At 46.8% G+C, this 25846-nt stretch carries 25 protein-coding genes; all 25 read right to left on the bottom strand.

The annotated features are described in order from the left end of the window. Positions 1–71: 71 nt before the first annotated feature. Positions 72–2534: a heavy metal translocating P-type ATPase gene (locus ACI3E5_RS00885; protein WP_498820704.1), complete on the bottom strand. Its 2463-nt coding sequence runs from the start codon at positions 2532–2534 to the stop codon at positions 72–74. 262 nt (positions 2535–2796) lie between these two features. Then, complete coding sequence (locus ACI3E5_RS00880) at positions 2797–4233, bottom strand: glycoside hydrolase family 1 protein (protein ID WP_431394988.1); 1437 nt, start codon at positions 4231–4233, stop codon at positions 2797–2799. A 167-nt stretch (positions 4234–4400) separates the two neighbouring features. Next, positions 4401–6167, bottom strand: a complete 1767-nt coding sequence (locus ACI3E5_RS00875; RefSeq protein ID WP_431394987.1) for an ABC transporter ATP-binding protein — start codon at positions 6165–6167, stop codon at positions 4401–4403. Further along, positions 6133–7875, bottom strand: coding sequence for an ABC transporter ATP-binding protein (locus ACI3E5_RS00870; RefSeq protein ID WP_431394986.1), 1743 nt, complete (start codon positions 7873–7875; stop codon positions 6133–6135). Before ACI3E5_RS00870 ends, ACI3E5_RS00875 begins: the two co-directional genes overlap by 35 nt. Further along, positions 7872–8312 (bottom strand): MarR family winged helix-turn-helix transcriptional regulator, encoded by a 441-nt coding sequence (locus ACI3E5_RS00865; RefSeq protein WP_142966969.1) that lies wholly within the window; start codon positions 8310–8312, stop codon positions 7872–7874. The genes ACI3E5_RS00870 and ACI3E5_RS00865 overlap by 4 nt, the downstream gene beginning before the upstream one ends. Positions 8313–8478: 166 nt before the next feature. Continuing rightward, the gene (locus ACI3E5_RS00860) at positions 8479–10230 is read right to left on the bottom strand and encodes a glycosyltransferase family protein (protein ID WP_081343868.1); all 1752 of its coding nucleotides are present in this window, start codon (positions 10228–10230) and stop codon (positions 8479–8481) included. A gap of 165 nt (positions 10231–10395) precedes the next feature. Beyond that, on the bottom strand, positions 10396–10764 hold the full coding sequence (fliS, locus tag ACI3E5_RS00855) for a flagellar export chaperone FliS (RefSeq protein ID WP_034859136.1): 369 nt from the start codon (positions 10762–10764) through the stop codon (positions 10396–10398). Between the two features lie 13 nt (positions 10765–10777). After that, complete coding sequence (locus ACI3E5_RS00850; protein ID WP_005232745.1) at positions 10778–11107, bottom strand: hypothetical protein; 330 nt, start codon at positions 11105–11107, stop codon at positions 10778–10780. A gap of 74 nt (positions 11108–11181) precedes the next feature. Continuing rightward, positions 11182–12603, bottom strand: coding sequence for a flagellar filament capping protein FliD (gene fliD / locus ACI3E5_RS00845; protein ID WP_005226644.1), 1422 nt, complete (start codon positions 12601–12603; stop codon positions 11182–11184). 4 nt (positions 12604–12607) lie between these two features. Beyond that, complete coding sequence (locus ACI3E5_RS00840; protein ID WP_005226643.1) at positions 12608–13021, bottom strand: flagellar protein FlaG; 414 nt, start codon at positions 13019–13021, stop codon at positions 12608–12610. A 102-nt stretch (positions 13022–13123) separates the two neighbouring features. Continuing rightward, positions 13124–14206, bottom strand: coding sequence for a flagellin N-terminal helical domain-containing protein (locus ACI3E5_RS00835; RefSeq protein ID WP_005226642.1), 1083 nt, complete (start codon positions 14204–14206; stop codon positions 13124–13126). Positions 14207–14343: 137 nt separating this feature from the next. Continuing rightward, positions 14344–15264 (bottom strand): flagellar hook-associated protein FlgL, encoded by a 921-nt coding sequence (gene flgL / locus ACI3E5_RS00830; protein ID WP_347482980.1) that lies wholly within the window; start codon positions 15262–15264, stop codon positions 14344–14346. A 3-nt stretch (positions 15265–15267) separates the two neighbouring features. Then, complete coding sequence (gene flgK, locus ACI3E5_RS00825) at positions 15268–16791, bottom strand: flagellar hook-associated protein FlgK (protein ID WP_156235318.1); 1524 nt, start codon at positions 16789–16791, stop codon at positions 15268–15270. Positions 16792–16802: 11 nt separating this feature from the next. Further along, positions 16803–17159, bottom strand: a complete 357-nt coding sequence (locus ACI3E5_RS00820; RefSeq protein ID WP_016609029.1) for a hypothetical protein — start codon at positions 17157–17159, stop codon at positions 16803–16805. Next, positions 17160–17435 (bottom strand): flagellar biosynthesis anti-sigma factor FlgM, encoded by a 276-nt coding sequence (gene flgM, locus ACI3E5_RS00815; protein ID WP_005226638.1) that lies wholly within the window; start codon positions 17433–17435, stop codon positions 17160–17162. It abuts the gene before it with no gap. Between the two features lie 95 nt (positions 17436–17530). Beyond that, a complete protein-coding gene (gene fliY, locus ACI3E5_RS00810) occupies positions 17531–18589 on the bottom strand; it encodes a flagellar motor switch phosphatase FliY (RefSeq protein ID WP_005226637.1) in 1059 nt (352 codons plus the stop codon). Next, on the bottom strand, positions 18586–19596 hold the full coding sequence (gene fliM, locus ACI3E5_RS00805; RefSeq protein ID WP_005232756.1) for a flagellar motor switch protein FliM: 1011 nt from the start codon (positions 19594–19596) through the stop codon (positions 18586–18588). The genes fliY and fliM overlap by 4 nt, the downstream gene beginning before the upstream one ends. Positions 19597–19613: 17 nt before the next feature. Next, positions 19614–20003: a chemotaxis protein CheW gene (locus ACI3E5_RS00800; protein ID WP_005226635.1), complete on the bottom strand. Its 390-nt coding sequence runs from the start codon at positions 20001–20003 to the stop codon at positions 19614–19616. 19 nt (positions 20004–20022) lie between these two features. Next, complete coding sequence (locus ACI3E5_RS00795; protein WP_003129084.1) at positions 20023–20385, bottom strand: response regulator; 363 nt, start codon at positions 20383–20385, stop codon at positions 20023–20025. 14 nt (positions 20386–20399) lie between these two features. Then, complete coding sequence (locus ACI3E5_RS00790) at positions 20400–20987, bottom strand: chemotaxis protein CheC (protein ID WP_005226634.1); 588 nt, start codon at positions 20985–20987, stop codon at positions 20400–20402. Then, a complete protein-coding gene (locus tag ACI3E5_RS00785) occupies positions 20984–23035 on the bottom strand; it encodes a chemotaxis protein CheW (RefSeq protein WP_347482977.1) in 2052 nt (683 codons plus the stop codon). Before ACI3E5_RS00785 ends, ACI3E5_RS00790 begins: the two co-directional genes overlap by 4 nt. Positions 23036–23056: 21 nt before the next feature. Continuing rightward, entirely contained in the window at positions 23057–23830 is a 774-nt protein-coding gene (locus tag ACI3E5_RS00780) for a CheR family methyltransferase (protein ID WP_074934306.1), read from the bottom strand. A 5-nt stretch (positions 23831–23835) separates the two neighbouring features. Continuing rightward, entirely contained in the window at positions 23836–24846 is a 1011-nt protein-coding gene (locus ACI3E5_RS00775) for a protein-glutamate methylesterase/protein-glutamine glutaminase (RefSeq protein WP_086338888.1), read from the bottom strand. Between the two features lie 15 nt (positions 24847–24861). Next, positions 24862–25371 carry a chemotaxis protein CheD gene (locus ACI3E5_RS00770; RefSeq protein ID WP_005226629.1) on the bottom strand — a complete coding sequence of 170 codons (510 nt, stop codon included), beginning with the start codon at positions 25369–25371 and terminating at the stop codon, positions 24862–24864. After that, positions 25343–25846 carry a chemotaxis protein CheW gene (locus ACI3E5_RS00765; RefSeq protein WP_010748543.1) on the bottom strand — a complete coding sequence of 168 codons (504 nt, stop codon included), beginning with the start codon at positions 25844–25846 and terminating at the stop codon, positions 25343–25345. The genes ACI3E5_RS00770 and ACI3E5_RS00765 overlap by 29 nt, the downstream gene beginning before the upstream one ends.

The following is a 25846-nucleotide window of genomic DNA, read 5'->3' as shown; positions in this document are numbered from 1 at the left end:
AGACCTGCCCACGGTTTTCTTCCATCAGAAACCGTAGGCAGGTCTTTTTGTTGGTACATTCGTTGCTTCGTTTATTTTTTCGCTGAGGGTTGGAATCGTTTCAGCCGCAAGGCATTTAATAAAACGGATACCGAACTGAAGCTCATGGCCGCCCCAGCGATCATTGGATTGAGCAAGGGGCCACCGAAAAGATGCAGCACACCCATTGCGACAGGGATGCCTAAGACGTTATAAGCAAAAGCCCAGAAAAGATTTTCTTTGATGTTTTTGATGGTTGCCCGACTTAACTCGATCGCTGATGGGACGTCCATCAGATCGCTGCGCATCAGTACGATGTCTGCCGATTCGATGGCGACATCGGTACCGGAGCCGATCGCGATCCCTACATCGGCTTGGGCTAACGCGGGCGCATCATTGATCCCGTCACCTACCATCGCAACCTTTTGGCCTTTGGCTTGCAGGCCAGCTACTTTGGCGGCTTTATCTTCTGGCAAGACGTCACTGATCACTTCATCGATACCGACTTGTTTGGCGATGGCTTGGGCCGTTCGGGCATTGTCGCCCGTGATCATTGCTACGTACAAGCCCATTTGATGCAACCGTTCAATGGCTTTTCGACTGCTTTCTTTGATAGTATCTGCCACAGCGATGATCCCGATCGCTTCGCCGTCTTTGGCAACATACATCGGTGTTTTCCCTTCGTGAGCCAATTGTTGGGCTTGCTCGATCAGGCCATCGATGGCAACGTTTTGTTTTTCCAACCATTTCTGGTTGCCTAATAGGACTGGACTGCCAGCGATCGTTCCTTGAATTCCATGACCTGGAATCGCTTCAAACCCGTCAACTTCTTGTAGGGCGAGGGCTTGCGTACGGGCTTCGATCACAATCGCTTCGCCTAATGGATGTTCTGAGCCTTTTTCTACAGAAGCCGCCAGTTGCAGCAATTCCGTCGGCGTGTGATTACCTGCAGGCAGGAGATCGGTTACGACTGGTTTGCCTTCTGTGATCGTGCCGGTTTTATCAAAGACGATCGTCCTCACATTTCTAGCTGTTTCTAACGCATCGCCGCTTTTGATCAAGACGCCATTTTCTGCCCCTTTGCCCGCACCCACCATGATGGCGGTCGGTGTCGCTAATCCTAAGGCACACGGACAGGCAATCACTAATACAGAGATCGTAATGGTCAATGAGAAGATCCAGGTTTCTTGTCCTAAGAAAAACCAGGCAAGTCCTGCAAAAACCGCCAAGACCATGACGATCGGGACAAACACACCCGAAACTTTGTCAGCCATGCGGGCAATCGGCGCTTTGGAGCCTTGGGCATTTTCTACTAACTGAATGATTTGCGCTAACGTTGAATCTTCTCCCACATTGGTGGCTTCATATTGAAAGGAGCCGTTTTTGTTGATGCTGGCGCCGATCACCCGATCACCGACTTGTTTTTCGATAGGTAAGCTTTCTCCAGTGATCATTGATTCATCGATGGCAGAGCGCCCTTGGGTAACGATCCCATCCACAGGAATCTTCTCACCAGGTCGTACGACTAAGATATCGCCAGCTGCGACTTCTTCAATACCCACTTCGACTTCTTCGACTTGATTCCCGCTGCCGCGAAGCACGCGGGCTTTTTTCGGTGCGAGATCCAACAACTTCTTGATGGCTTCGGAGGTTTTGCCCTTCGAGACCGACTCAAGGTATTTTCCTAAAGTAACTAATGCCAAAATAACGGCGGCCGTTTCATAGTACAAGTGCATCGCATAGTGGGTCGTGCCCAGGTAGACCATCACGGTCCCATAAATACTATAAAAGAAGGCAGCACTGGTTCCCAATGCGACGAGGGAATCCATGTTGGGATGGCCTTTCCAAAGCGCTTTGAAACCAGCAATGTAAAAGGCGCGACCGAGGACCATCACCGGTAAGACCAAAAGCAATTGAGTGGTAACGAAATTGACTGGATAGGCCATCGGATCTAAAAAGCCAGGGATCGGCAAACCGATCATTTCCCCCATCGTCAAATAGAACAAGGGGATCGTAAAGAGCGCTGAAAGCCAAAACCGTTGCCATAAAGCACGAATCTCTGCCTGTTTTGAATCCACCTTGTCGGCAGAAGCGGTCGGCAGCTGTGCATCATAGCCCGCCTCTTTCACGGCAGCTGCGATCTTCGCGGCGGTCACTTGATCTTGTTGATAGCTGACCGTCAGTTTTTCTGTTGCCAGATTGACGGAGGCTTGCTCCACACCCGCTAATTTTTGGACGGCTTTTTCTACTGTTTGGGCACAAGACGCACAGGTCATGCCCGAGATGGCAAAGGTCTCTTGTCTTTGGGAGCCGATCAGTTGATAGCCCGCTGCTTTGATGGCCGCAGCGAGTGTTTCTTCGGTGAGCTGCTGCTCATCATAACGAATATGTAATTTTTCAGTAGCCAAATTGACAGCTGCTTGGTCGACCCCCGCCAGCTTGCTGACTGTTTTTTCGACGGTCTGGGAACAAGACGCACAGGTCATCCCTCTTACCCCATAATTCTTTTCGATCATTGTTTCCTTCCTCCTTGCTTGCTATGCAAACCCATTAACCTTTTATGTTTACAGTTGTAATCTTCTTCTACTTTACAATTATCGTTTACACTTGTCAACGATAATACTCAAAAAAAGGACGTTCTCCTTTGAAGCGGCCCAAAACGCGAGACTTTTGGTCTACCTTTGGGCGGTCGCTACAGGTGGAACGTACTTTTTTCTAAGAAACGATCACTGCCGTTGCAGGGGTCGTTTCGCTTATTCAGGTATTGGTCTTAGGAGGCTAGCACTCTTGCCCGTTGGTTTTGATCAGCTCTTGGTACCAGTAGAAGCTGTCTTTCTTGTAGCGTGCCAAAGATCCTTCTTGCGTTTCATCTTGGTCGACATAGACAAAGCCATAGCGTTTTTGGTAGCCGTTCAACCAGCTTAGCAAATCAGTGAAGGACCAGGTGCAATAGCCAAGAACTTCCGCGCCGTCGCTGATCGCTTCTTTAATGGCATGGACATGCCCTGCTAAATAATCGATGCGGTATTGGTCATGGATTTGATGATCGTCGGTTAGTTTGTCGTATTCACCAAGTCCGTTTTCTGTAATGATCACAGGCACCCGATAACGGCTAGTGATTCGTCGTAAAGCGATCCGCAGCCCTTGAGGATCGATCTCCCAATCCCAATTCGTCCGTTCCACAAATGGATTTTCGGCTTTTTTGAACATTCCTGGTGTCCCGGTTTCTTCGGAGCTGCCTTTTTTCCCAGTGGTGTTCATTTTCCCCGCACCGACACCATCTAATGGATTGTAGGCATTTGTTGCTGTTTGGTAATAGTTGATCCCTAAGAAATCTGGTTTTGCTGAACGCAGCAAGTCCATATCTCCTGGTTCGATCGTTGGTGCGGTCCCTTGCTCTTTCAAGTAATTCATTGCAGCAATCGGGTATTCGCCCCATAGATAGACGTCTAACCAATAATGCGCCATCAAGTCTTCCGCGTTTTCAGCCGCCAAAATATTTTTCGGGTCGCTGTTGATTGGGTAGTTTGGTGAGTAGGCGAAACTTGGTCCGATTTTCCCTGGAATTTTCATCTCATGGAACTTGTTGATCACCGAAGCATTCGCCAAGTTAGCGATATGATTGACTTCATACATCCGTTTAGGATCGGTCACTCCTGGTGGATGGGCAGCTAAAAGATAGCCTAACGAAGTAAAGATATTTTGTTCATTCAAGCTGACCCAATAGTGGACTTTGTCGCGAAAGGCTTCAAACAATACGGCTGCATAGTTGGTGAAATCTTCAATGATTTTGCGAGATTCCCAGCCACCGTATTCTTCTTGCAAAGCTCGTGGCAGATCCCAATGGTACAAGGTCACCATCGGCTCGATCCCTGCTTTTATCAGTTCATCGATCAATGCTAAATAAAAGTCTAACCCTGCTTGATTGACTTCTCCTCGTCCTTCTGGAAAAATCCGTGTCCAAGCAATGGAAAAACGATAGGTTTTCAATCCTTGTTCTTTCATCAAGGCAACATCTTCTTTGAAGCGGTGGTAATGGTCGACTGCGACATCTCCGTTCGTTGCTTTAAAGGTTTTTCCGGGAATGCGGACAAAATCGTCCCAAACCGAAGCGCCTTTGCCGTCTTCTTGCCATGCGCCTTCTACTTGATAGGCTGCTGATGCTGAACCCCATAAAAAATCATTGGGGAATTCTTTTAGTTGTTTATGATCCAATTGTTTCCCTTCTTTCTGTTTGATGATACCCCTTTCTTAAGTATACCGATAATTGCCTGATTTGTCATAAGAAGATTTTGTACCTATGCCAAGAAAGCCGATGGCACGCAAAAAACATCCTTGCAAGCAGTGGCGTTCTCCTTGCAAGGATGTGGACTAGCTATGGATCATGCATCAAATTGTGCCTGATAGAGTGCGGCGTAACGCCCCTCTTTGGCTACTAATTCTTCGTGGGTCCCTTGCTCTACGATATTCCCCTGTTCCACTACGAGGATCGTATCGGCATGTCGAATCGTGGACAAGCGATGGGCGATCACAAAGGAGGTTTTGCCTTTCATCAATTTGGTCATCGCTGCTTGGATCAGCAGCTCTGTTTGCGTGTCGACATTCGATGTGGCTTCATCAAGAATCAACAGATCGGCATCCAACAGCATTGCTCGTGCAATCGTCAACAGCTGTTTTTGCCCTTGTGAGATACCGGTTCCGTCTTCTGAGATCAAAGTATCATAGCCTTTTGGCAGGCTCATAATAAAGTCATGGATATGGGCGGCTTGTGCAGCAGCTTGGACTTCTGCCAACGTCGCATTCGCCTTGCCGTAGGCCAAATTGTCGAAAACCGTTCCCGTGAACAACCAGGTATCTTGCAGCACCATCGCATAGCTTTGCCGTAAGCTGCGGCGTGTCGCTTGGCGGATATTTTTACCGTCTAACCGAATCGCTCCTTGGTCAGGGTCATAAAACCGCATCAAGAGGTTCACGATGGTGGTTTTCCCGGCTCCGGTCGGTCCGACGATCGCGACCAAGCTGCCAGCTGGTACTTGTAGCGAAAGGTCTTTGATGATGGGCTGCTGTGCTTGATAGCCGAAGGTCACATGGTCAAAGGCGACATCACCAGACACCTCGTGGTATTCGTAGGCTCCGGGAACATCAGAAACTTCAGGTTCTTCATCCAGCAAACGGAAGATCCGTTCTGCCGCCGCCAATGCCGATTGCAAATCGCTGAAGATGTTGGCTAACTCATTGATTGGTCCTGAGAATTTTCTGGAGTAAAGAACAAAGGAAGAAACATCCCCTAATGTCAGATGACCGAACAAAAACAGCAAGGCGCCAAACATACTGATCAAGGACAACGACAGATTGTTGATAAAGTTGATGGAAGGACCAGTCATACTGCCGTAGTACTCGGCATTGTAATAGGCATCCACCGCTTCTTGGTTTTTTTCTTCAAAACGGCTGATGATCGCTTCTTCTTGGTTATACAGCTTGATCGTTTGCTGACCAGAAATAATCTCTTCCACAAAGCCGTTCAGTTCGCCTAATTTGCGAGAACGACGGCGAAACAATGGTTGAAATTTGCTCATCAAAAAGCGGGTCAAAAAGATCGAAGCGGGAACCGTTACGACAAAAATCAGCACCAGCAGCGGCGAAATCAAAACCATCATCACAAACGAACCAATGATCGTCACAAGACTGCTGAGGACTTGAATGGCATCGCTGGCCAATGACGTATTGATGGTATCGACATCATAACTGATGCGGCTGATGATATCCCCAGTGGCGACTCGGTCAAAATACCCCACCGGCAGTTCGGTGATTTTATCAAAAATCGCCTTGCGCATCGCTGCCACCACCCGCTGGCTCAAGCGGATCATCATGAGCGAAATCAGATAACTAAGAAGGGAAGACGCAAGATAAAACAGCAGCATCAGCCCACAATAAAAGAAGACTCGGTCAAAAATGACCTTGCCGGGACCCGGTTGAATGGCATCAATGGCGTACCCTGAAAGCAACGGTCCCACCAAGGCGAAAATATTGCTGGCCATCATCAATACAGCGGCTGCCAGCAGGAGACCTTTGTACTCGTAAAGATAGCCCCACAAACGCCGTAGTGTTTTCTTACTATCCTGCGGTTTTTCCGTTTTTTTCTTCGGCATCGTCGGCACCTCCTGTCTGACCTTGATAAATGGCTTGGTAGATCGCATTTTCTGCTAGTAATTCTTGGTGACTGCCAAAGCCGTTCATTTGCCCGTTTTCCAATACCAAAATTTTGTCAGCATGCTGGATCGAGCTGATCCGCTGCGCGATCAAGACCGTCGTCGTCTGTTGAAACTGCTGTCTCAGGACCTTGCGCAACTGAGCGTCGGTTCGATAATCCAGCGCACTGGCAGAATCATCCAAAATCAAAATCTCTGGATCCCCCGCCAAGGCCCGCGATAACAAGACCCGCTGCTTTTGACCCCCGCTTAAATTGCTGCCTTTAGCATGCAGTGGATGAGCTAAGCGCTTGGGTAGTTGATTGATAAACTCCTTGGCTTGGGCGCGAGCCGCCGCTTCTTCGATCTGCTCTTTGGAAAACCGCCGGCCAAAGGCGATATTTTCTTCGATCGTTTCCGCAAAAAGCACGTCTTTTTGTAAGACGACACCGAATAACTGATGCAGCTCAGTCGGATCGATGGAGCGAATGTCGCGACCAGCGATGCGAATCATGCCCTTCGTTGGGTCATAGAGCCGCAGCAGTAGTTTGACGATCGTTGATTTTCCACTACCAGTCGCACCGATGATCCCTAAGGTTTCTCCCGGCTGCAAGGAAAAATCGATGTCTTTCAGCACCTGGGTACCGTTAGGATAGGTGAAGGAAACTTTTTCAAAAACGATATGCGCAGACTCTTCTTTGACAGGCGCCTCAATGACTTGCATATTTTGCGGCAGGCGCAAGACGGATTGGATCCGATCGGCAGAAGCCAGCCCCTTCGACACGATCACAAAGATGCGCGTGATACTGAGCATGGCATTCAAAATGATCGTAAAATAAGTCAAAAAGGCGATGATGACGCCTGGTTGGGTCAATCCTTGATTGACGCGAAAGGCACTGACGACGATCACTAGCGTCAGTCCGATATTCAAAAATAGGTCCATCAGTGGCGGTGTTGCAGCCATCGTTCGATTAGCGGTGGTTTCCGCAGCTACTACGTCTTGATTGACGTGGTCAAAGCGCTTTTTCTCGTAATCTGCTTTGGACAAGGCCTTGATCACCCGAGCCCCAGTCACATTTTCACGGACAGTTCGCACCAACACATCCACTTGCTTTTGCAATGAGGCAAACAAGGGAATCCCCCGTTTCGAGATCGTGACTGCCGCCACTAAAGTGAAGGGCAAGACGCCCACTAAGACCAGCGTCAACACGGGATCTAATGTGGCAGTGATCATGATCCCCCCTAATAACAGAATCGGGGCACGAATCCCCATCCGTTGGATCATGCCTACCGTTTGATGGATGTTGTAAGTGTCTGTCGTCAAGCGAGACACCAAGGAAGGGATCCCGACTTCTTCGACTTGCGGAATCGACAGATAGGAAACTTTTTCAAATAAGTCATGGCGTATACTGCCGGTGGTATCGCGAGCAACACTGGAGGCCATCCGATTGGCGATGATATTGGTGACGACTGCGATGATGGAGCAGACCACCATCGCCCCACCCCAAGCAAAAATCGCAGATACCAGCTTCGTGGGAATCACAGAATCGATGATATACGCCAAAATCCAAGGCAATAGCAAGTCCATCAGGGAGCCGAAGAATTTGATACTGACGCCAAGGGAGATGCGGCCGATATAGGGTTTTAAATATTGAGTCAAAAGATTCATTCCATCGCCTCATCTTTCGCTAAAAGCCGCTGGGAATTTTCTTTGACGATTTCCAGATCGGCGATCAACTGCTGCTGTTGGGCAGCAGAAAAACCTGCTACGACTTGTTCATTCCAGCTTTGAAGCAGCTGTTGGATCGCTGGTTGGACGGCGAGTGCTTTTTCGGTTGGATAAACCAGTAATTGTCGTTTGTCGGTGGGACTGCTGGTTCTAGTGACAAATCCTCGTTCTTCTAGGATTGCTAGTTGGCGGGCAACATTGCTTTTATTCACAAAAATCTTCTTGGCTAAGGCTTCTTGACTGATCCCCGGTTGGCGGCAAATGTTTAAGATATAGGTATGATGCATCCCGCCTAAACCAAATTTTTTCAGTTCTTGTTCCCGATAAAGGGTGGCGAGACGGGCAATATGATTGATTGAGCGGATAATGGCTTCCATGAGCACTCCTGCCTTTCTTAGTTCTTCAAAGTGTCTAATCTATTATAAGGAATAATCGTTGCGTGCGCAACGATTATTGTTTCTGACGAAAAGCAACAGGTACACTGTTGTTGATCAGCAAAAAAAGAACTTCAGCCCTCTCGCTGAAGTTCTTTTCTGATTCATTTTATTCAGATTCTTTCAATAAAGCTTGTACGACCTTACGACGACGGTACAGCTGTCTTGTTTTCCAGCTGATAAAGCCGATGAGTAAAGCGAGCCAAGAAATGATCGTCAGCCATAAAGCTCCGTCGAAAAACCAAGGCGCGTCGTAATCAACGACTAAGACATTCTCCCCTGCTTGCTGTTGGACAGAAACGGCACCAATGGCACTCAAAGAGACATCTTTTTCAGTTAGTGGCTGCTGATTGAGGGTCAATTCAGTATATCGGTAATTGATGATCGGTAACGCCTTCCACGTCTCTTGATCACCTTGCCAACGTAAAGTAAGCTTCCCGTTTTCTACGGTTTTTGCCACGGTATCATTCTTTTCAATGATTTCTTCCCCGTACAAATTGTACTTGTTCTTCTTGGTCTCTTGATAGAGGGGCAGATAATCTGGCGTAGAACGTTGATACAGCGCTAATGCTAAGGACTTGTCTTTACTAAAATAGGCTTCCTTCAATTGCGCTTCAGATTCCGCCGACAGATAGGTGTGGTTTCGCAGTGAAACCGCAGCTTCATCGGAGTGCCAGTCCTGCATTTTGACCGTGTTTTGGATCAGGATTTGACCAACACTCAAGACTAAAACGAGGACAAACCAACGCGGATTTGCCAATGGCTTGCCCCGATAATAAGGAACTAGCAGGCACAAACCGACTAAGATCAAAATCGTGGCAGGAACAAAGAACCGAAAAGGAAATTGCAGTAAATTGATCACACCATTGTCCAGACTGCCTAGCCATTGCCAAGGAACAGCGTTCGATGATAAAACGAAAAAGACTGCTGCAGCTGCCGTCATTAATTTGAAGCCGCCAGATAGACGTGGCCATACACGGATCGCACCGCAAAAGAACAAAGCACATAAGATGGGCAGCAGGTACGGAGTCGTCCACCAATAGCTGCTGGTTCCAGTAATGGTATTGTTCTGCATGTTGCGATTCACAAAAGGCGCGATCAACGTGTTACTCGTATAAAGATCCAACATCCCTAACCAAATATTGGCGGTCAGTAGCAAGAAGATCCCGATCGCTCCTGCTAAGCGCAGCACCAATTGTCGTTTTTCTTCGCCAGAAGTCCCAACAAAAAAGGCGCGTAAGAAAAAGGGCACGTATAAGAACACTAACAAGATGCTTGAAAACACATGGATTTGAAATAAGACCGCCACGGAAACCCCTACCGCAAAAGGCCGTAACCGTTTATGTTCCCCTAGTGCGATCAGTGGGATCAGGCACAGTGGCAGCACAGCCGCCCCCCAAGCAGAAAAGCCCTGCCGCTCAATCCAATACTGGACAGAATAGGTCGCCATAAACAGGACGCTCATCCCCACTGACAGCCAACCATTGACTCGTAATTTCTTTAATAAGCCAAACATCGAAAACCCTGCTAACAAATAGAGCAGCCCGTTGGCGAGCAGCTGGTAGGAAAACCACGAAGGACTCAGCAAGACCAGCAATCCTTGGAAATAGGCAAAAAAGGGCCCGTATAATGCATTGACGATACGAGCAGATTGCTGAAACCCGTAGATAGAAAGAAAATATTGAAAATTGCCCTCTTTGATCTGCTGGCTGGTCTCATAAAAACGATTGAAGTGAAAGACCACATCAGAGCCCAAAATCATGCCTTGGCCTAAGATCTGCGGTAATAAAAAAACACCACTCATTGCAATCAGAATCACCACTTGCCAGAAAAGCGGCTTTTGTACTATTTTTTGTTTCAAAAAAAAACCTCCTTGCACCTTTTCGGTACGCTCATAAAAAGAGTACCAGATAGGGACGAGGAGGGGAAAAAGAAAGCTTAGTGAAAAGGGATACATGGTAAAAATTTAACCAATTACTAAACTTTTCTAGGTTTTAGGTGGTCGTTTCTGTGCTTTTTCTCAAATTTATTGGGTGATCGTTTGCCAGCTTTCCAGTAGTTCGCTTAAAAGCGGGACGACCGTTTCTGCAGGGGCTGCCTCTTTTTGGACATTGGCACTGACTAGCTGATCGTACATATAGCCATACAGAGAATCGAGATCTTCAGCGATAGCGCCACCTTGCTCACGGTCTAAAGAGACCCGTAATTCCAATAAAATATTCTGCGCCTTGACAAATTGCTGATGAGCTTGGCTCAACTCTTCTTTTTCCAATGCGATCACTGCTAATTTGATATTTTTGATCGCTGCTTGCAACAGCATTTCAATCAGTTTGTTGGGGGAAGCACTCATTACTTGGTTCTGCAAATAGTTGTTTTGCATTTTTTGATAATTCATCTTTTTTTCCTCACTATAAATCAAATTCGACGAAGGCGGCACTGTCTTCTTGCTGCAAATACGTTTTGACAAGATTGTTTTTGCGGTTCAAACGCCCCAATTCTTGTTTGATCTCTTGCTGCTGGGCTTTGACCTGGTCTAAGAACGCTTGATACGCTTGGATCACTTGTTGCGCCAATGCACTGGTTTGTGGACTATGGCTCTGTGCTTCTGCTTGCATGGCTGCTATGACCGCTGCATTGGCTGCCATCAAACGACTGGCTTCTTCGCTGTCGCCGCGCCATTGGGCAAAACCAGTTAAAATCTGATTCAAACGTTCATCTAATGATACGTGTGGCTCCATCGGTTGTTTCCTTTCATGTTGACGAGGGTTTCTTATGCGAATGAAAAAATGACTGCTTTAATCGGCTATCCTGCCTAGTTTGACGTATTGGCAAACTGATTGCTTAGGTAGCTCAGCTGATTTTCAGCCTCCATCATCACGGAGTCTAACTTGGTAAACATTGTGATGTAACGCTCTTTTTTCATTGCTAAAATATCATCAAACCGTGTGATCTGCTTGTTTAAATCCTTGATGGTACTGTCATAGGTCGCAGATTTGGTGGCAATGATCCCTTTATTGGCTGAAGTATTGACGACATAGCTGTTGGCTAATTCTTTTAGGGCTAGTGTATAGCCAGTCTCTTTCGTGCTCGCAGTGCCATCGGCTTCTTTAGTTTTCGTACTTGCATAAAAGAAAGACTTCACAGCAGCGGGATCTTCCGCTAAGGCTTCTTTTAACTTTGTCGTATCCAATCCCAATGTACCATCATTATCAACGGTGGAGATGCCTAGCTTATTGGCGGTCAGCTTTGAGCCGCTGACGGCTGGAATGGTGATCAAATTTCGCAATTGGGTCTGTAGACGGGTCAATGCACTGTCTCCCACCAAGGTCCCCGTCTTGTTGTTTTCACTACTAGGATCTCCCACGGTCAAATTGTCGCCGATAAAACTCATCAAGCTATTGTATTGATCCACTAATCCTTGCACTGCATCAACGACTTTCGAGGTATCATTGGCTAAAGAAAGCGTCACATGCTCCTCGCTTTTTTTCGCTAACGTCAGCGTGACACCATCGATAACATCCGTCACACTGTTGCTGTCGCGAGTGATCTTCATGCCGTCTAGCTCAAAAATAGCCGGTTGGCCTTGCGTCGTTGTCGCAGTTGAACCGATCCCTAACCCTTCGGCAGCATTGCCGTCGATCAAGAAATTTTTGTCGCCCATTTTGGTATTTGTTAAAATCAAACGGTTATCCACGATGCTCGCCGCGACGAAGGTCGTCTTGCTTTGGCTATTGATCTTGGCTGCCACATCTTTTAAGCTGTCTTCGGCCGTGATCTCGATCGAAGCGGTGATTGGTTTGCCATCTTCATCGACTTCCGAACTGGTCAATGACAGCTGACCACTGACATTTAGGGCCGTTTTGCTGCTTTGAGCTACTTGACTCCCCGTCACCTTCGTGGCTGTTGCTAGTTGGTTGACTTTTAGATCATAGGTGCCTTCTGGAGCTTCCGTTGTTCCTGCAATTGAAGCGATGCTGCTATTGGTGGTCGTCGCTTTTTTCGTTTGATAAGCATCATCTTTTTGTAATGCATCGACTTTTGACAAAAAGTTAGTCAAGCGAGTGCTGATATCACTCCACGCCGTTTTTTGTGCTTTTAGCGACGTGATTTTATTCTCAGCGCGGGTCTTGTTGATCGCATCTGCCGCCAATAATTTTTCAATATCTTCTGAAGTCACGCCAGAATAACTCCCTAGCGTTGTACTGATTCCTGAACTGCTGGTTACACTTGCCATGTTTTCATCCCTTTCGATCGACCGCGATGCCCATGTCATCCCATATTTTCCCAATCACGTCTAGCATGTTGGCGGGCGGGATCTCTTTGATCACTTCGTTGGTCTGCATATCCACTAAACGCACCATCGTACGCCCTGTGCGCTCATGTACTTCATAAGCCAATTTCATATCTTTGCCAAGTAGTCGCTGATTCACTTCCTCCACGGAGGCTGCGATCTTGTGCTGATCGGCTACTGAAAAATAGTGGATCGGCGGTTCAGTGGCCACTGTCTGTTCCTTTTTCTCCGCCAGTTTCCCCTCTTGGTGTTGCGGCTGAAGGTTGGCGTTCTCTTGATCTAGGGATTCGATCGGACGTGCTTTAGCGACCGACGCAACGGCTTCGATCGGGTGTATTCCTGACATTGGCTGAATATCCATCAGAGCTTCCTCATTTCTAAGCGTTTTTGTGCTGCTATGTAAAACACAAGAACTGCGCTTCCCCTAGGCAGTCCTTGTGTCATTGGTTCACTTGATCAAAAATTATCCTTGTAACAAGCTCAATACGCTGTTAGGCATTGAGTTTGCTTGTGCCAACATTGAAGTTGCTGCTTGAGAAAGGATGTTGCTCTTCGTAAAGCTCATCATTTCTTGCGCCATATCAACGTCACGGATACGTGAGTTTGCTTCAGATAGGTTTTCTTGTGTTGTACCTAAGTTGTTGATTGTGTGTTCTAGACGGTTTTGCGCCGCACCAAGATCCGCACGTTGTGCAGAAACTGCTTTGATCGCTTCATCGATTTTTGTGATTGGATTGTTTTCAACGCTGACAGTTGCCGCTGCTGCTTTGCCTTCATCAGAAGCGGTAAATGTTGCTAAAGCATCATCGTATGTTTTTTGAGCTGTTGCTTTTGCTGTATCATCAGCAGCTGTATCGATGGCTGTTTGTAATTCAGCAACTGTTTTACCAGCAGCCGCATCAACTGTGCCGTCCGCTGCATATTTTGTTGTAGCATCTGCTTTGAAGGCAGTCGCTACTGCTTTATCTTTTGCTGCAGCAACAGCTTTAGCATCGCTTGTATCAATGGCTTGTGTTAAATCTAAGCCTTTTACTTTCAATGCAGATGAGCTCATGTTGTTGATTGAAACGCTCATTGTTTGGTTTGCGTTGGCACCGATTTGGAAAGTGAATGATTTCGCATCATCGCCTTCACCAGTTAACAAGCTTTTTGTATTGAATTCAGTGGTATTGCTGATACGGTCGATTTCATCAGACAATGCGGTGTATTCTTTGTTGATCGCACTGCGGTCGTCATCACTTAACGTACCATTTGAACTTTGAACCGCAAGATCACGCATACGGCCTAAGATGCTGTGGGTTTCATTTAATGCACCTTCTGCTGTTTGGATCAATGAAATACCATCTTGTGCGTTGCTTTTTGCTTGTGACAAACCGCCGATTTGGCCTTTCATTTTTTCAGAAATTGCTAAGCCAGCTGCGTCGTCCCCAGCTTTGTTGATGCGTAAGCCTGAAGATAATTTAGACAAAGAATTGCTTTTAGAAGCATTTGCTGCCGTTAGGCGTGAGTAAGTATTCAATGCTGAAACGTTTGTATTGATTCTCATGTGTAGTTCCTCCTAATTTTTATTCGCTAAGGTTTCCCTCTGCTACTATTTATCGGAAGAAACCGTTCAGGGTTAAGCCTTTTTTCTAAAAAAAAATAAAAAACTTTTGCTCTCAGCAAAGAACAAAAGTTTTTGGGTTAATTTAAATAATCTAGAATGGACATCTGCATGATCTTTGTTCCCATCGCTAATGTTGAACGGTAGGCAGTCATTTGATTTTGATATTCCATATACTTTTCCGCAATATCGACGTCTTGTTTGTTGGACAGTGTTTCGGTCAAGTTCAGCTTTTCCGTCTCATTTCGATCAGCTGCCGCCTCCAAGCGATTGTAGAGGGTGCCGATCTGCGCCCGTACATTCACCACATTAGTGGCATGCTGGTCATGAGCGGTTAAAAGCTCGCCCCCTAAGGCATCTTTATCATCACTGCGCAATGCAGACAACAAATCATTGAAATAGGTGCTTAAATTTTGGGGATCCGCAGCGGTGCCCGTCTCGTTCATCAGACGATCACCGCTGGCTAACAGATCCACCGAGACCCCATTTGCGATTTCTCGCGGCAAGTCTTCGCTCATGCCATTGTATTTGATACCGACGATGGCGTCATTTTCTTTGACGATCTCAAAAGGCGCCGTCGTCGTATTCGTTCCGCTAAATAGATAGCGGCCATCAAAGTTGGTGTTTAATGATTCAACGATGCCTTCGATCTCTTGCTCGATCTCTGAACGATTTGCCCCTAATTCCTCACTGCCAGCTGTCGCATTGGCAGAAGATTGAACCAACGAGCGAATCCGCAGCATCGAGGTACTGACGCTTTCTAAAGCAGAATCTTGGGCTTTTGTCCAAGAAATACTGTCTTTGATCGTATTGTTGTAAGTTTTGTTTTGATTTAACGACACATTGAGATCCATGATTTTTGAAACCAGCAGCGGATTATCCGAGGACTTGCTGACTTCTTTTAAGCTCGATAGCTGATTCAACGTGGATTGGACTTTGGAGGCGTTGGTTCCTAGATTTCGTAAAAAATCATTGTAGGTGATTGAATTGGAAATACGCATGGTCTACACTCCTGTTCGATTGATCAATGTGTCTAACATTTCAGAAACGACCGATAATATGCGGGCATTGGCCTGAAATCCTTGTTGGAAACGAATCACATCGGACATTTCTTCATTTAATGAAACCCCAGACACCGATTGATTTTTGTATTCTAGTTGATTCAGCAGCGACAATTGGGCACTGACTGTATTGTCGGCTTGCTGTTTTGAGATCCCGTTTTTGGTGACGATGCTGTTAAAATAGCTGCTGACACTCATGCCAGATGCTGCATTGGCAAACGTCAATGTCTCAGAATCAAAAGAAGCGATCGTCTTTTCTGACAACGGGAAGTCCAATTTGGCACTGCTGAGTTTCGCCATTGCAGCAGCTCTTGAACCATCTCCTGCTGCATTGCTCGTTCCGCCGGTCACCAGACTTGGGTTATCTAACAGTGCTTGGCTGACCCGAATCGTCGTCGCTGTACCAGTATCATCTTGGCCGATCTCAAATAGACCGCTAGTATGAGAAGCGCCGCCGGTAAAGACCATGTTCATGGCTTGCGCGATCGTCGTCGTAAAGTTGTTCAATTCCGTCAAGCGGCTGCCGATCTCCCCAGATGATGCTTGCAGGCCTCCGATCGCGCCTTCTTTGATCGGCAATTCTGTATAGGCGGTTTCGCCATTGTCGGTGGTTTTCGTCAACAAGACGGTTCCAGCTGGATAAGACCCTGTGATGGTTTCGGCAGGATTCAAGGCGTTGCCGTCTTTGGAAACCAAGGCGCCCGTGTCGCTTTGTCCCACCACCACACTAAGGGTATTGCGTTCCTCCGCACTTAAAATCGTCTGTCCGCTCATGGATACAAACCCACGACCATACTGATCGGTCTTGGTTTCGATCCCTGCTAGACCCGAGAGATCTTTCAACAGACTGTCTCGACGATCTAAAAGATCATTGGGTGTCTCACCACTCGTCGTCAACCCATAGATCTGTTCATTCAAGGATTGCAGCTGTTTGACCTTCTCATTGAAGTCCAGCGCGGATTTTTCGATGGTATCCAGCGTATCGCTTTGCAGCTGCGTCATTTGTTTGCCCATTTGGTTGATGGTATCGGCAAACGTACTGCTGTTTTCTAGCACTAGGGTCTTAGACGTATCCAGTTCAGGATTGTTGGCTAATGCGGTCCAAGAATCAAACATCGTTGCCAGCTGTTTGGACAGTCCGTTGTCAGAAGGCTCATTCATTAAACTTTCCAGCTGTCCTAATATGTCTGCTTTTTGTTCATAATATGTATAGGTAGAATTGGCATTGCGTACTTGTCCAATGACAAAATCATCGACGATCCGTTCGACACTGCCGACTTTCACACCCATACCGATGCTGCCGACACCCGCTAAATGATAAGACGCTTCGGCTTGCAAGTTGACTCGTTGTCTTGAGTAGCCGTCTGTATTGGTATTTGCAATGTTATGGCTGCTGGTTTGCAACGCTGCTTGATTGGCGGTCATGCCCCGGGTTGCGGTGCCTAATGAACCAAATAGTCCTGTCATAGAAGTACTCCTTACATTTTTTGATCGATGATCGCTGTTGAGACAGCTTGTTTTTCTTGGTATTTCGAATACGTATTTGCCGGTGTCTTGATATTTTCTTTGACTGCATCCATCAAAACAGTTTGGAAACTAATGGCTTGCTCCGTCAGCAGGAGATTTTCGGCTTGCTGCACTTGGATTTGGCGGATGAGTTCTTTGATCGCCACTGAAAGAGTTCCTTCATACGTGGAAAAAACGGGTACGAAGGCGGTTTTTTTCTCGACGAGTTCTGGTAATTTTTCTGCTTGATTTTTGATCAAGCAGGTCTTTTCTTTTTGCAGCAACCGCAAGAACTGCTGAAGCTGACGCTCAAATTCCCGTTCTGTCATCTAGTCGACCTGCTTTTCATCTTGTTGCAGCATTTTATCTGCGATCGTTTCGGCAGATACTTGGTAGGTGCCTTCTTTGATCGCTCGTTTCAATTCTGCCACTCGCTCACTGCGACTGGCTGTTTGATTGGCACTCTTTTGAATGGCTTGAGCTGTTTCGGACAATTGAACATCGACGGTTTTTTCTGTCTGAGCAGCAGATGGCTTTTCTTGTTTGACCGCTTCACGTTTGATGGCCTTGTCGCTGTATTCTGCGTAACCTCTTTCGATTTTCATAGGTTCTCCTCCGTTCTCATTCTTCTACCCTCTACTATCGGTCAAATCACAAAAAAGTTAAACCCATATGTTTAACTTTTTGCGATTTCTTCAAATTAATGCAAATTGTGGATGCGTTGTTTTTGCGAAAGAATGTTGGTGATCCGCACACCAAAGTTTTCATTGATGACCACGACTTCTCCAGTGGCGATCAGTTTGCCGTTCAACAAAATCTCTAGCGGTTCATCCGTCAGTTTTTCCAGCTCGATGACGGACCCCGTATTGAAAGATAAAATATCCTTAATGGTTTTTTTGCTGCGGCCTAACACGACACTTAGATCCAATGGCACATCAAGAATCAAGTCCAAATTATCCCCATCGCTCACTCCGCTGGAGGCCAATGTTTGAAACGCAGGTTTGCTGACTTCCACGGGCTTTGATGCAGCCGCTGGTTCTGGCGTAGGTGCAGCAACGGGTGCCGTTGGCTGCGGTGTTGGTGTTTCCCGAGTAACGACAGTCGCTTCATCGGACAGCATCGCACTGGCGATATCGTTGACCACAGGATCGGTAAAGATCTGCATGATTTTGCTTTCGATCAAACCTTCGACGCGCAAAGAAAATGAGATACAGTAAATCTCTTCCTCTGCCTCGATCCCGCTATACTCAATGTTTTCTGGTGTCTCCCATAGTTTGACGATCGGCGGCAAGATATCCACTTTGCGGCTGATCATCGTCGCCATCGAAGTCGAGGCAGTCCCAATCATTTGGTTCATAGCTTCTGCCACAGCACTTAGCTCTAATTCCGTAAATTGAGTGTTGCTGGTTTCACCAGTTCCACCCATCATTAAATCGGCGATCACGATGGCATCTTTGACTTCTAATAGCATCAAATTACTGCCTAAAAGGCCTTCTTTAAATTCAACTGTCGTCGCTACTTTTGGTGCAACGAGGTCGTTTAAGATCTCACCAAATTTGATTTTAGACACCCGGGGAGTCGTGATGCTGACCCGACGATCAAGAATGGAAGACAACGTCGTCGCCGCTTGCGACATGGAGATATTGCCAACTTCGCCGATAATGTCGACTTTGACTTGCTCTTCTAATCCTTGCGGCTGGGCTGGGGCACTTTGATTCAACAATGCATCGATTTCTGCTTGGGATAAACGTTCACTCATAGTTCTTGCTCCTCTTCTAACTTGTCTAATAATTCAATGGCTAAACGGTCCTCTTGCTTCCCAGGTTTTGCTCGGAAGTAAGGTTTTCCATCGATGAAGGTCTCCAATGGTTCAGTAATTTTTTTGTCTAGTTTGATGACATCGCCTTCTTCTAAGTGGAGAAACTCGGAAAGACTCATTTGAGCATGGCCCAGCAGAACTTCTAAATTCAATCCGACGCCATTCAAACTTTTTTGCAACTCGCGGCTATCGTCTTGGTTGACTGGCTGATTGCTATCAAACCAATTGCGGAAACTTAATTTATCAATGATCCCTTCAAAGAAGACATAAGGGATACATAGATTGATAAAATGTTTCACTTCAAAAATTTTGATAGTAAAGGTCACTAACACGACGGGTTCGTTGGGCGACATGTTTTGCATCAATTGCGGATTCGTATCGATTCCATCCAAAACCGAATCCAAGGCAACGATGTCCTTCCAAACATTTTGGTAGACCCGTACAAATTGTGCCACCACTTCTTCCAAGATTGCTGTTTCAATATCAGTAAAACTTTTTTTCTCGCTAAAATCCATTTCGATCGGCTTGTTTTGATAGACATCCAAGCCGCCGCACAACAACTCCACCAACATCATACACAGTTGTGGGTTCATCTCGATCATTTGAATCCCGCTCAAAGGCTGCGAATGAAAGAGCCCCAACAAAGTAAATTTTGGTATCGAATGGATAAATTCGTCATAACTGACTTGTTCGATAGCTGCCAACTGCAAAGAAACATTGGTCCGCAGTTGGGTAGAAAGCATGCTGCTGCTCATCTTCGAGAAATCCTCGAAGATCATGTGCAGGGTATTGACGTATTCTTTCGACAGCTTTGTTGGTCGGCGAAAATCGTAGGCTTTCACTTTGGCTTGTTTGTCTTCTATCTCAATAATTTCTTGATCGATCTCTCCGCTGCTCATCGCATTCAACAATAAATCAATCTCTTGCTGCGTCAATACCTGATCCACACTAATCCCCCATTTTTTTAAAAAATCATGTGATCGATTTGAATCACACTGGCTACTTTTTCACCGATCGTCACGACCCCAACGGCATGTTCTGTCTCTTGATTGCTCAGTTGGATATCGTCTTCGGTGATATCAAGAACTTCAATTACTTCTTCTACAAGGACTCCTTTGGTCTCCTCTTGCTTCTTCATGATCAATATGTTTTTTTCGTAGGCTGGTTCCATGATGGGAATCAATTTTGCCAAACGAATCACCGTTACGACAGACCCCCGCAGATTGATCAGCCCTTCCACCCACTCTGGTGCTAAGGGCACCTTCGTAAAGGAAGGGGCATCAATGACCTCGTCCACCGAGTCCGCTGAGATCAAATAGTACTGCTGAGCCATTTTGAAAAGAATCATCTGCATGTCGCTATCCTCCTAGGCATTAGGCAAAGGCTTTGTCGATGGCAGTGATTACGCGGTCCGTGTCAAAGGGCTTCACGATAAAGTCCACCGCACCGGCGCGAATCGCATCCATCACCATTCCTTGTTGTCCCATGGCACTGCACATTACGACTTTGGCCTGCGCATCAAACGTGCGGATCATTTTTAATGCCTCTAAGCCATCCACTTCTGGCATCGTGATATCCATGGTCACTAAGTCTGGTGTCGTTGCTTGGTATTTTTCAAAAGCCTCTTGGCCATTTTGGGCTTCCCCCACGACTTCATAGCCGTTTTTTTCTAAAATATCCTTTAATTTCATGCGCATAAATACCGCATCATCCACAATCAATACTTTTTTTGACATTGTATTTGCCCCTTTCAAATTCCTAATGAATCAAATATGTTTTCTAGTACACCGATTTCTGGAATCAAAAATAACGATGCCTCTAATGTTTCTTTGGCGTAGACGAACTCATTACGGATCACCATCACCTGCTCATCATACTGGGCCATCGCCAAATAGATGGAGCTGATCGCTGCGCCAAAGAAATCATAGCTGGCGCTTGGTAAAGACGCACTCAGTTGGGTTTCCAACAGTTGCCCGATCGCGATCAAAAAAGAATTGGTAAGGATGTTGGTCAATTCGTTGATGACCGATTGCTTCAATTCTTCAGACGGATCGCTTTCTTGGATCATCAACTGACGCAATTTTGCGGCGGATTCATCCGTTAAGACAAACAAGAAGATCCCTCGAAATGCCCCTTCGATCTGGCTCATCACCACATGAACTTCTTTGTCTTCCGCCATGATCTGCTGATACAGGTCCTCATACGCTAGAATCTCGACTTCCGGTACCCGCATATCGATCGGTTGTTGGACGAGCTTTGATAAACTAGTCGCAGCGTGACCACCGCCGATATTGATCAGTTCTTTTAGGCCATCGATCTGCAGCGCTGTATAGCTCATAAGCGGTCATCCTTTTTTTCCTGACAGATGGCATGAATGTCTAGGATCAGTGCGATCGAGCCGTTGCCCATAATCGTTGCCCCTTGATAGCGATTCAGCTTTTGCAGCAGCGGATCAATTTTCTTAATGACGATTTCTTGCTGGCCGATCAGCTCATCTGCCAAAATGCCGTGAAACTGCTGGTCATTGTTGACAATGATGGCGAATTTTTTCTCAGATGGATCGCCTTCGATCGCTAAGAGTTGATCGGTCCGAACCAAGGGAATCAACTCCTCTTGAAAACGATAGACCTCATCTGAGACCGTCTGGATGATCTCTTCTTCTTTGACCATCACCACGCGTTCGACGAGATTTAGTGGGATCGCAAAGGTTTCTGCTCCGACGCGAACCATCAACGCTTGAATGATCGACAGAGTCAATGGCAATTTGATCACAAACTGCGTGCCTTTATTTGGCTGGCTCTTCATTTCGATCGTACCCCCTAGTTGGGTGATCTTGGATTGCACGGCATCCATCCCGACACCGCGCCCAGAAATGTTAGTCACTTCTTGTGCCGTTGAAAAACCAGGATGGAAAATCAGCTGCTGCAACGCTTCATCGGAAAGACCTTCCGTTGCTAAGCCTTTCTTTTCAGCACTTACTTTGATTACTTGCGGATCAAGGCCTTTGCCATCATCCTCTAAAGTAATGATCACGCGATTGCCTTCTTGGTAGGCCGCCAAGCGAATCGTGCCCTTGCGCGGTTTGCCCAGTTTTTCCCGAACATCGGGTGCTTCGATGCCGTGATCGACAGAATTACGCAATAGATGGACCAGAGGTTCACTCAACTCAGAAACCACTGTTTTATCCAATTCCGTTTCTTCCCCAAAAATGACAAGTTCCATTTCCTTTTGCAGTTCATTGGATAAGTCCCGAACCATTCGCGGAAAGCGACTAAAGACGACATTGACTTGCTGCATGCGGATCCGCAAGACCAAATCTTGCAGCTCAGAAGTCAATCGCGAAACTTGCTCTAAGGGGTCTTTGACTGCTTCGATGTTTTCCCGCTCACTGACATCTTCCAATTGATTGCGATAGACCACCAATTCGGACACGAGATCCAAGAATGAATCTAAGCGATTCAAGTCGACTCGGATCGATTGATTTTGGGCGGACGCATGATGCGCGGGCGCCGGCGATTTTTCTTTCGTTTCTGTTGTCGCTTGCTGAAGAGCAGAAGTCTCTGACTCTGGCGTCGGCACTGGTTGAAGCAGCTCTTCTGCCTCCTCCAACACAGCAGCTGAAGGATCAAACGGTGCCACCACGAAGGCTTCGATCTCACTATTGCTGGCGATGTTTTGCTCGACATCAGCCAGTGTTTGCTGCGTCAAATACAGCAGTGAAAAATCTGATTCAAAGGTGCCTTCTTCGAGTGTTTGGGCATCTGGTTCTGTATAGAGAACATCCCCTGCTTGGCCAAGCTTTTCCATGATCAAGAAGGCACGAGCACCTTTTAACATGGATTGGGCATCTAAGCGAACAGCAATTTGGACCGCTTGATAGCCATCTCCAGCCGCTTGCTCGATCACATACAGATCAGAAGGATCGATCTGTTGAAGCTGTGGGGTTAACGCGCCCACTGCGGTGGGGTTTTGGCTTGCTTCTGTCTCGGTTGATATACCGCCAGAATGTTCCGTTTGGTCAAGCTCGGCCAATAAATCGGCAATTTGAGCTGGCTGCAGGTCGCGTTCTTCCCGCAAGTCCTCCACAAGTTCTGACAGGCGATCCAAACATTTGAAAATCAATGAGATCGATTGCTGGGTCACTTGCAAGGTCCCAGTTTTAAATAGCTCAAAAATATTTTCCATTTTATGGGTCAACTGCGTCATGACGTCATAGCCCATCGTTGCCGCCATCCCTTTAAGGGTATGGGCAGAACGGAAAATATCATTCAGCAAGGCGCTATCTTTTGGATCGTTTTCCAATTGCAAGACATGATCATTCAACTGCGCTAAATGATCGTCTGTTTCTTCAAAGAAAAGGGTACGATAGACACTATTGTCATCCAAATGGGTCCCTCCTTTACAAAATTATACTTTTTGATAGATAAACGAATCGATTTTCTTGAGACCGAATTGCTCCGCAAAATTGATCGTTTCTGTCGCTCCCGTAAACAAAATGCCCCCTGGGACCAATGCATCGCTGAATTTTTGATAGACGGCATCCCGAGCATCACTTTTGAAATAAATCGTCACATTGCGGCAAACGATCACATCAAAAGGCCCATTGTACGGGTCTTTCAAAAGATCGTGTTGCTTAAAATGAACCCGCCGTTTGATTTCCGCTTTGATCTGAAATTGGTTCTTTTCTTTTGCATCAAAAAAACGGGTACGTTCTGCCGCTGAGACATTCCGCAATTCGTGGTCTCGATAGAGTCCTTGCTTGGCTTTTGCCAAAATTTGCGTATCGATATCGGTAGCCAAAACATTGGCTGTGGCAATTTGGTTTTTTTCTAGCAGCATCGCGATCGTATAGGGTTCTGCCCCAATCGAACATGCGGCACTCCAAATTTTGGGCAGCGTGGTTTTCGGGAGAACAATGGTTTTCAAGACGCGTTCAAAGGCGTCAAACAGTTCTTTGTTGCGATAAAATTCCGTTACGTTAATGGTGATATGGGCTAAAAAAGCCGCCCGCACCCCGTCATCGCCTTCGATCAATTGCTGGTATTCCCTCAACGTTTTTGCCCCGCTGTTTTCCATGATCGTAAGGATGCGGCGCTGCATTTGATTTTCTTTGTATGCGGCTAAGGGAATCCCTAATCGGCGATCCACCCACGCATTAAATAAGGCAAATTCTTCTTCCATCTTCTTCACCTGACCATCTGTGCAATTTTTGCTTCAATGCCCTGCAATGGCAGGACTTCATCCACGACTCCTTGTTCAATGGCATACCGCGGCATCCCAAAGACTGTACACGTTTCTTTGTCTTGAACGATCGTATAGCCCCCAGCCGCTTGGATCTGTCGTAAGCCAGCGGTGCCGTCTTTTCCCATCCCCGTCAAAACCACTGCCGCTAGTTGCGGGCCATAGTAGTCAGCTGCTGAGGAAAAAAGATAATCGACGGTTGGCCGCGTCCCATGCCGTTTTTCTCGCTGGTCCAGCTGCAGGTGCCCTTGTTGGACCGTCATGTGGTAATCCCCTGGACAAAGATACACTTGATTTTCGATCCGCATGCCGTTGACTGCTTCTTGTACTCGGACGGTTGTCTCTGTGTCTAAGCGTTTTGCAAAGGAAGCCGTGAAGCCCGCTGGCATATGCTGAACGATCAAAATCGGGCAACGTAAACGTGCAGGCAGACGGCGAATAATTCCCAGCAAAGCACGGGGTCCGCCTGTTGAAGCACCAATGACTAGCGCATCAAGTGATACCGGCAAGCTGTTTTGTGTCAGCTTAGTGGGCTGGGCAATCGTTGGTACTGGCGGGTGAACCGTACCGACTTCATGATCCATCGCCAAAATCTTTTGATGAAATTCAGCGATCCATTCTTTTTCGATCATCGATAGACTGACGGGTTTTTCCACAAAATCTCGGGCGCCAAGCGCCAAAGCCTCAATCGTGGTTTCTTGATTGGTTAATGAACTAAGCATGATGACGGGAATGGCTGATTGCTGTTTCATCCTCCGCAAGGTCTCTAATCCGTTCATCACTGGCATCTCCACATCCATTACTACCAAATCGATCGCTTCTTTGGTCAGATAGTCCAATGCTTGTTTGCCATTGCGGGCAGCGACGGTCACCTCGATATCAGGCAGCTGATTCAATAAATCTGTCACTACTTTCCGCATGAATGCCGAATCATCGACGATCATTACTTTTTTCATGTCCCTGTACTCCTTTTACAAATAAACGATTTCTTGTTTGACTTGCCGAACCATGGTCTTGAAATCCTGAAGATCCACGATCATCGTTCGACCAGCGCTGCCGCCAACATGTTTGGCTACGATCGGAATGTTTAGCCGAGCCAAGACTTCCTCGACGGCTTCAATATTGCGCTGACCAATATTGCTGGCAGCGTTAAGCGTCTGGAACTGAAACATATTGGCGCCGCCAACGATTTTCGCTTGAAAGCGAGGCCGACGGATCTTTTGTTCCAGCTCAGCCACCATCGCTGGCAATGCCAAGTCCGCAAACTTCTCGGGCTTGATTTCCCGCTTGTGCAAAAAAGGCTGACTATCTGGCAGCATAATATGACTCAAGCCGCCGATATGACTGGCTTCATCGTAAATGATCGTGCCGATGCAAGAACCTAAACCCACCGTGATCAAACGCGTCGGCGCTTGGGCGATCTTATACTCCGAGATCCCCACATGCAATTCCTCATTCACGGTCATCATTGTCATGGTCATTGGCGGCTGCCAATTCCTCTGTCTGATAGGCGTCTAACTCCGCCGTCATCTCAGCGGCTTGTTCATAGCTGAAGAGAAACGGCAGCTCCAATGCCAGCACAAGTTCATCGTCTTTTTTCAGAAAGGCTTCGATATAGTTTTGCTTGAGTCCTGATGTATTTAGTTCCGCATTGCTAGGACTTTCAACAAGCGGTAAAATGCCGACGATCTCTTCCACGTAAAGGCCGATCGCCTGCTCTTGCCAGTGACACAACAAGACCACATTTTGCCCAGTTTCCGGTGTAAATTCATCAAACAGCTTTTTGCGGATGTCAATGATCGGCACCATTGCCTCTTCAAAAGGCTGGATCCCCAGCACGAAATCCGCCACTTCCGGCAGCTGGGTAAAAGAAGCAGCCTCAATGACCCGTACCACATAGTCGATACGCAAGGCAAAGAGTTGTTGATGACTTTTAAATACAACGTATTGTTCCAT

It is taken from the genome of Candidatus Enterococcus avicola (genome assembly GCF_047470845.1).
Classification (GTDB): domain Bacteria; phylum Bacillota; class Bacilli; order Lactobacillales; family Enterococcaceae; genus Enterococcus_D; species Enterococcus_D casseliflavus.
Note: the sequence above shows the minus strand (reverse complement) of the source record. Positions and strands in the feature narration are given on the sequence as shown.